The 2579-nt window shown below is 72.2% G+C and carries 2 protein-coding genes; both read right to left on the minus strand.

Annotated elements, in window-relative coordinates; all coding sequences use genetic code 11:
• On the minus strand, positions 1–977 hold a 977-nt coding region (locus FNH04_RS44575; protein WP_152791932.1), incomplete at its 3' end, for an alpha/beta fold hydrolase.
• On the minus strand, positions 974–2579 hold a 1606-nt coding region (locus FNH04_RS44580), incomplete at its 5' end, for a flavin-containing monooxygenase (RefSeq protein ID WP_228032003.1). The genes FNH04_RS44575 and FNH04_RS44580, both read right to left, overlap by 4 nt.

Genomic DNA, 2579 nt, shown 5'->3' on the forward strand with positions numbered 1-2579 from the left:
CCCCCCACACAGTCCGCCTCCTCCAACCCGCCGCCCGCGCCCGCGCCCGCACCCGCGCCCGCGCCCGCGCCCGCGCCCGCGAGATACGTACCGACGAGCTCCCTGACCCGCGAGGAGACCAGCTCGGGCGCCTCCACCGGCAGCATGTGCCCGATGCCCGGCAGTTCGGTGAGGCCGACGCACTCGGGCAGCGCGGCGGCCAGCGCACGTGACTGCACGGGCGGGGTCAGCCGGTCCGCCGTACCGACGACGACGGCCGTGGGCACCCTCAACTCCCGTACACCGTGGTCGAGATCGAGCACACCCAGCACATCCGCCCAGGTGTAGCGCACCTTGCGCGGACACGCGTGCACGATCCGCGCACACGCCTCCACCATCGGCCGCGACGAACCGGCGCCCATCGTCCCGTACTTGAGGAGCCACATGGCGACCGGAGTGACCGGCCCCATCGGAAGCCGGGAGCCGAGGATCCGCGTCGTGAGCCAGGTGCGCAGCCGTCCGGCACGGATCGGCACCACCAGCGACTCGGCGACCAGCCGCGAGCTGCCCGTGCTGAGCAGCAGCGCAGCCGCCGCGTGCTCCCGGAAGGCCGGCCGCGCCGAGGCGGCCATCACGGTCATCCCACCCATGGAGTGCCCGACGACCACGGCCCGTTCGCCGGGCGCGAGCGCGGCCTTCAGCACCGCCTCCAGGTCGTCGGCGAGCACGTCAGTGCCGCACGTGGGGGTGGCCGGGCTGCGTCCGTGGCCGCGCTGGTCGTAGACGATCACCCGGTGGTCGGCGGCCAGGTCCCGGATCTGCGCCGCCCAGAAGGCGGTCGAGCAGGTCCAGCCGTGGGCGAGCACCACGGCGGGCGCGTCCTCGGGGCCGTGCACCTCGACGTGCAGCCGGGCGCCGTCGGCGGAGACCGCGGTCACCTCCCGTGCGGCGACGGGCGGGGCGTACGGGCCACTCCTCACATGCATCAGTCGGGTCATGCTCCGGCCTCCACCTTCGTCGTCTCCGTCGTACCGGTCTCCGTCGTACCGGTCTTCGTCGTACCGGTCTTCGTCGTACCGGTCTTCGTCTTACCGGTCTCCGTCGTACCGGTCTCGTGGGCCCCCGCGCCCGGCGCGCGCAGCACCTCGTACTCCGCCAGGTTCACGCGCCGCGTGACGTTGCGGAACTCCGTCGTCGTCCCCGGCCAGATGGTCGTGTTGCGGCCGTCGGCGTCGAGGTACCAGCTGGTGCAGCCGCCGGTGTTCCACACGGTGCGCCTCATACGATCCTGGACGCGGCGGTTCCAGGCGTCGACGGCGCCCGGGCGGGCGTCGAGGGCGGCACGGCCGCCGAGCGCCCCCAACTGCCGTACGAAGTCGGCCATGTAGTTCAGCTGGGACTCGATCATCAGGATCATGCTGGAGTTCCCGAGGCCGGTGTTGGGCCCGATGATCGTCATCCAGTTGGGGAAGCCGGCGGCCGAGGCGCCGCGCAGGGACTTCATGCCACTGTCCGCCCAGGTCTCGGCGAGCGTCCTGCCGTCCGCGCCCACGACCCGGTCGGCGATGGGAAGGTCGGTGACATGGAAGCCGGTGCCGAAGACGATGGCGTCGACCTCCGCCCGCGTACCGTCGGCGGCGATGACGGTGGAGCCGTCGACCTCGGCGAGTCCGGAGGCCACGACGTCGACGTTCGGCCGCGTGAGCGCCGGATAGTACGTGTTCGACAGCAGGATGCGCTTGCAGCCGATGCGGTAGTCCGGCGTGAGCTTCGCGCGCAGGACGGGGTCCTTCACGGCACGGGCCATGTTCCGCTTCGCCATCTGCTCCACCAGGCCCAGCTCTCGCGGGTGCTTGGTGAACGCCTGGACCTGCAACTCCCGTATACCCCACAGGAATCCGCGCCGCGCCTGGGCCGTGACGGGCAACCGCCGGTGCAGCCAGCGCTCGACACCGCTGATGGCGCGGTCCACGCGGGGCAGCACCCAGGGAGCGGTGCGCTGGAAGAGCGTGAGGTGGGCGACCTGCGGCTGGATCTCCGGCACGATCTGGGCCGCGGACGCGCCCGTCCCGACCATCGCGACCCGCTTGCCGCGCAGGTCGTAGTCGTGGTCCCAGCGGGCGGAGTGGAAGACCTTGCCGGGGAAGGAGTCGATCCCGGGGATGCCGGGGATCCGGGGGTCGGAGAGGGGCCCGGTGGCGGAGACGACGACATCGGCGGACAGCCGGCCCCCGCTGGTCTCGATGTCCCAGCAGAGCCGCTCACCGTCCCACGTCATCCTCTTCACCTCGCAGTTGAGGCGGAGGTGCGGGCGGAGCCCGAAGACGTCCGTCACATGCTCCAGGTAGGCGCGGATGTGCTCCTGCCCGGAGAAGGTGCGCGGCCAGTCGGGGTTGGGCGCGAACGAGAACGAGTAGAGGTGGGACGGCACGTCGCAGGCGCAGCCCGGGTAGCTGTTGTCCCGCCAGGTGCCCCCGACGGAGTCGGCCCGCTCCAGGACGACGAAGTCGGTGACGCCTTCGCGCCGCAACCGCACGGCGGCGCCCAGTCCGCCGAACCCGGACCCGACGACGGCCACCCGTACGTGCTCGTGCGAGCCC

Origin of the sequence: Streptomyces phyllanthi (assembly GCF_009377205.1) — a bacterium.
Lineage (GTDB): Bacteria > Actinomycetota > Actinomycetes > Streptomycetales > Streptomycetaceae > Streptomyces > Streptomyces phyllanthi.